General features: G+C 62.3%; 5 protein-coding genes. 1 reads left to right on the top strand and 4 read right to left on the bottom strand.

The window, feature by feature from the left end; translation table 11 throughout:
• A partial coding sequence (locus ACFFAR_RS25390; RefSeq protein WP_174364630.1) for a nitrate reductase associated protein occupies positions 1-414 on the bottom strand: 414 nt, incomplete at its 3' end.
• A 194-nt stretch (positions 415-608) separates the two neighbouring features.
• Here ACFFAR_RS25390 and fdhD point away from each other — a divergent pair.
• Positions 609-1,439, top strand: coding sequence for a formate dehydrogenase accessory sulfurtransferase FdhD (fdhD, locus tag ACFFAR_RS25385; protein WP_075360589.1), 831 nt, complete (start codon positions 609-611; stop codon positions 1,437-1,439).
• A gap of 69 nt (positions 1,440-1,508) precedes the next feature.
• Here the strand turns inward: fdhD and ACFFAR_RS25380 are convergent, their stop codons facing one another.
• The 3 genes from ACFFAR_RS25380 to ACFFAR_RS25370 all read right to left on the bottom strand — a co-directional run.
• The gene (locus ACFFAR_RS25380; protein WP_062169100.1) at positions 1,509-2,273 is read right to left on the bottom strand and encodes an enoyl-CoA hydratase; all 765 of its coding nucleotides are present in this window, start codon (positions 2,271-2,273) and stop codon (positions 1,509-1,511) included.
• A gap of 86 nt (positions 2,274-2,359) precedes the next feature.
• On the bottom strand, positions 2,360-3,559 hold the full coding sequence (locus ACFFAR_RS25375) for an acetyl-CoA C-acyltransferase (protein WP_174364631.1): 1,200 nt from the start codon (positions 3,557-3,559) through the stop codon (positions 2,360-2,362).
• A gap of 26 nt (positions 3,560-3,585) precedes the next feature.
• A partial coding sequence (locus tag ACFFAR_RS25370; RefSeq protein WP_375508677.1) for an enoyl-CoA hydratase/isomerase family protein occupies positions 3,586-4,581 on the bottom strand: 996 nt, incomplete at its 5' end.

Genomic DNA, 4,581 nt, shown 5'->3' with positions numbered 1-4,581 from the left:
CGAGAGTTTCGCGAGCGCGTAGCGCTGGAAGGCCGACAGCTCGGACCAGCGGCCAAGACTCGGCGAACCGATACCGCACAAGCTGCTCTGGCGGATCACGCTTTCCGGCACGACGTCCGTGTGCGCCCAGATCGGGTCGCTGTCGGGCGCGAAAGTCCCGGGTTTCGAATCCGCGTGAGTACGCAGCATTTCGGCGATGGCCTGATCGAACGCGGGTTCGATCGCCGCGTCGTCCTCCACCGGAAAGCGCGCAAGCAGTTCGCGGTCGCTGTGCGGGAGACGGCGCCAGTCGTCGAGGGAAATGCGCTGACCGAAGCGATCCAGATTAAAACGCACGACGAGCGGGATGAAGCTCAGGTTCTCAGTCGACTCCAGTTCGAATCCGAACAGGCGCGGAGCGTCGTAAAGTGCCATGGCGAGTGCCTCGTGGGCAAGAGGGTCAAGGGAAGCGAGTGAGGCCGCTGTGGGTTATCGTAGGGCCTTGAACGGCTTGTAGTGTGTCTGTTGCACCATAAAGCAGCAAGCGTTATGCCCGGATTTCTCTTATAAATTCTGATAAGCCGCGGCTAAAACGCGACATCGTAAGCAATTAGCAAGAGAGCCAGATCATGAATGACACGGATATCGACGATCAACCCGGCTACGTGGAACGCCACGTCAGGCGTCACCGGCTGGGCGAGATTCGCGAGACCGCCGACGACGTCGGCCAGGAATGGCCCGTCGCGCTCGTCTACAACGGTATTTCCCACGCCGTGATGATGTGCACACCGCGTGATCTGGAAGCCTTTGCGGTGGGCTTTTCGCTGACCGAAGGGATCGTGGAGCGCGGCAGCGACATTCACGACATCGAGGTGTTTTTTCACAATCCCGAGGGCGATACGCTGCCACACGCGGAAGTGCATCTGCAAGTGGTGCAGCAGGCGTTTGTCGCGTTGAAGCAGAAACGCCGTGCGCTCGCCGGGCGGACCGGTTGCGGGGTGTGCGGGATCGAAAGTATCGATTTGCTGGACCTGCAACCGGAACGCGTGCCCGATACCGGCTTTCTCCAGCGTCTCGCCGATGACGCCATCGCCCATGCCGCGCGTGAGCTGCCGGCGCACCAGGGGTTATCGAAGTTGACTGGCGGATTGCACGCAGCCGCGTGGTGCGACGAAACCGGCGCCGTCAAATACGCATTCGAAGACGTCGGCCGCCACAATGCGCTCGACAAGCTGATCGGCCATCTCGTACTGCAGCGCGTGGATACCACGCAAGGCTTCGTGTTCCTGTCGAGCCGGGCGAGCTACGAGCTCGTGCGCAAGTCGGCGCGCGTCGGCGTACCCATGCTCGTGACGATATCCGCGCCTACTTCGCTGGCGATTTCCATCGCGGAAAAGGCGGGATTGCGGCTAGTCAGTTTTGCACGCGAGAACGGGTTCGTGGAGTACGGCGCGGGCTGAACGGGGGCGCGGGCTGAACGGCGCGTGCTCAACGGGCGCGTGCTCGACGCTTGATACGCGCCCTTCCGATCAGTTGAACTGGCTGAAATCCGGCTTACGCTTTTCGAAGAACGCCGTGAACGCCTCTTTCGCTTCGGGCGCGGTCAGCATGCTCGCAAAAAATCCCGCTTCTTTCGCCATCTGCGTGCTGACTTCGTCGGCCTGACCGCCCTTCATCAACGCCTTGGTCGCCTTCAGCGATGCCGGCGGCAACGCCGCGAGTTTCCTCGCCTGCGCAAACGCAAAGTCGCCCACTTCTTCCGCCGATAAAACCCGGTTCACGATCCCCATGTTCGCGGCTTCGCTTGCGTCGAATGGCTCGCCGAGCAGCAGCTTTTCAGCGGCACGCTGATACCCCGCAATGCGCGGCAAAAGCAGGCTCGACGCCGCTTCCGGACACAGCCCGAGGTTCACGAACGGCAGCACGAACCTGGCCGTCGATGCCGCGTAGACCAGGTCGCAGTGCAGCAGCATCGTCGTACCGATACCCACTGCTCCGCCGCTTACCGCCGCGACGACCGGCTTCTGGGCCGTGCTGATGCGGCGCAGGAACTGGAACACCGGCGCGTCCGGCTTCGAGGGCGGCGCCTTCATGAAGTCTTCGAGATCATTGCCCGCGCTGAACGTATCGCCCGCGGCGCGGATCAGCACCACGCGCACGGCGGGATCGTTTTCGGCATCGAAGAAAGCATCGGCCATGGTCTGATACATCTCGGCCGTCAGCGCGTTCTTGCGCGCCGGGCGGTTGATCGTGATGCTCAAGACGCCGTCGATGTGTTCCGTGATGATGTCCATTCTCGTCTCCTGAATGAAAAACGGTTCACGGACCGAAAAGGCACGCGAACCGTTGTTATGCTTCTACGGATAAGCCGCGTTGACCGTTACATCCGTTCGATAATGCCCGCCGCGCCCATGCCCGTTCCCACGCACATGGTCACCATGCCGTACTTCAGGTTGCGCCGGCGCAAACCATGCACGACCGTTGCGGCACGAATGGCGCCCGTTGCGCCGAGCGGATGGCCCAACGCGATCGCGCCGCCAAGCGGATTGATCTTCGACGGGTCGAGCCCCAGGTCCTGGATCACCGCCAGCGATTGCGCTGCAAACGCTTCGTTGAGCTCGATCCAGTCGATATCGTCCTGCGTCAGACCTGCCGCTTTCAACGCCGCCGGAATCGCTTCCTTCGGCCCGATGCCCATGATCTCCGGCGGCACGCCACGCACCGCGAAACTCACGAAGCGCGCGAGCGGCGTCAGGTTGAATTGCTTCAGGATTTTCTCGCTGACCACGATCAATGCGCCGGCGCCATCGGATGTCTGCGAGCTGTTGCCCGCCGTGACCGAACCCTTCGCGGCGAAGACGGGGCGCAGCTTCGCGAGCCCTTCCATGGTCGTGTCCTGACGCGGGCCTTCGTCGTTCTTGATCTCGCGCGCATTGACGCGAATCTCGCCCGTCGCCAGGTCCGGGAACCGTTCGTTCAGCGTGAACGCGGAGATTTCATCGTTGAACTCGCCGGTACGCTGCGCTTCCAAGGCACGCCGATGCGATTCCACCGAGAACGCATCCTGCGCTTCACGGCTGATCTTCCAGCGTTCGGCCACGCGTTCGGCCGTCAGACCCATGCCGTAAGCAATGCCGACGTTCTCATCGCGATCGAAGATATGCGGCGACAGCGACGGCTTGTTGCCCATCATGGGCACCATGCTCATCGATTCACATCCGCCGGCGATCATCACGTCGGATTCACCTACACGAATCCGGTCGGCGGCCATTGCGAGCGCGGTCACGCCCGATGCGCAGAACCGGTTCACGGTCACGCCGCCAACGGTGTTCGGCAAGCCGGCCAGCAACGCGCCGATACGCGCCACGTTCAGTCCTTGCTCGCCTTCGGGAATGGCGCATCCGATGATTGCGTCTTCGATCAGCTTCGTATCCAGCCCGGGCACTTGCGCGACCGCTGAACGGATCGCGTGGACCAGCAGCTCGTCCGGGCGCGTGTTCTTGAAGATCCCGCGCGGCGCCTTGCCGATAGGCGTCCGGCTCGCGGCGACAATGTATGCGTCCTGCACTTGTTTGCTCATTTGCAACTCCTTTGTCCCGTACGCGCCTAGTTACGAACCGGCTTGCCGGTTTGCAACATGCCCATGATCCGTTCCTGCGTCTTCGCGGTGCCGAGCAACTCGACAAACGCACGACGTTCGAGCGCCAGCAACCATTCTTCATCGACGAGACTGCCTGCTTCCACGTCTCCGCCGCAGACCGCTTCTGCGATACGGCTCGCGATCAGGAAATCGTGATCGCTGATGAAGCGGCCATCGCGCATGTTCACGAGCGACGCCTTGATGGTCGAGATCGCCGAGCGTCCTGCCACCGGCACCTGGGTAACCCGCAACGGCGCGCGATACCCGGCAGCGCTCAAAGCACGCGCTTCCTTCTTCGCGATATCGAGCAATTCGTGCACGTTGAAAACGATCGTGTCGGACGCTTTGAGATAACCCATCGAACGCGCTTCCAGTGCCGATGCCGAGACCTTCGCCATCGCTGCGTTCTCAAACGATTTCTGCAGGAATTTCAGGAGGTCGCTGGTTGCGTTGACGGCGCTGGCGGCAGTCGCTGCACGCAACGCCGCTTCCTTCAAGCCGCCGCCGGCAGGCACCAGACCCACGCCCACTTCCACCAGCCCTATGTAACTTTCGATGTGTGCAACACGCTTGGCCGAATGCAGCGCGAGTTCGCATCCGCCGCCAAGCGCAATGCCCGACATGGCCGCGACCACCGGCACGCTCGCGTACTTCACGCGCAACATGCCCTGCTGGAAGTTCTTCACAAACGGTTCGATCCCCTTCGCGCCGCCCATCATGAACGCGGGCATCGCTTCTTCGAGGTTCGCGCCGGCCGAGAACGCGCCGCCCGGATTGCCGAGTTTCAGCGACGTCGGCTGCCAGATCACCACGCCCTTGTAATCCTTCTCGGCGAGTTCGATGGCTTGCGTCAGACCGTCGATCACCGACGGTCCGATCGTGTTCATCTTGCTCTTGAACGACACGATCACCACGTCGTCCTCGCCCGCGCGATCATCGACCCACGCGCGCACCGCTTCCGT

Origin of the sequence: uncultured Caballeronia sp. (assembly GCF_964243625.1) — a bacterium.
In the GTDB taxonomy this organism is placed as follows: domain Bacteria; phylum Pseudomonadota; class Gammaproteobacteria; order Burkholderiales; family Burkholderiaceae; genus Caballeronia.
Note: the sequence above shows the minus strand (reverse complement) of the source record. Positions and strands in the feature narration are given on the sequence as shown.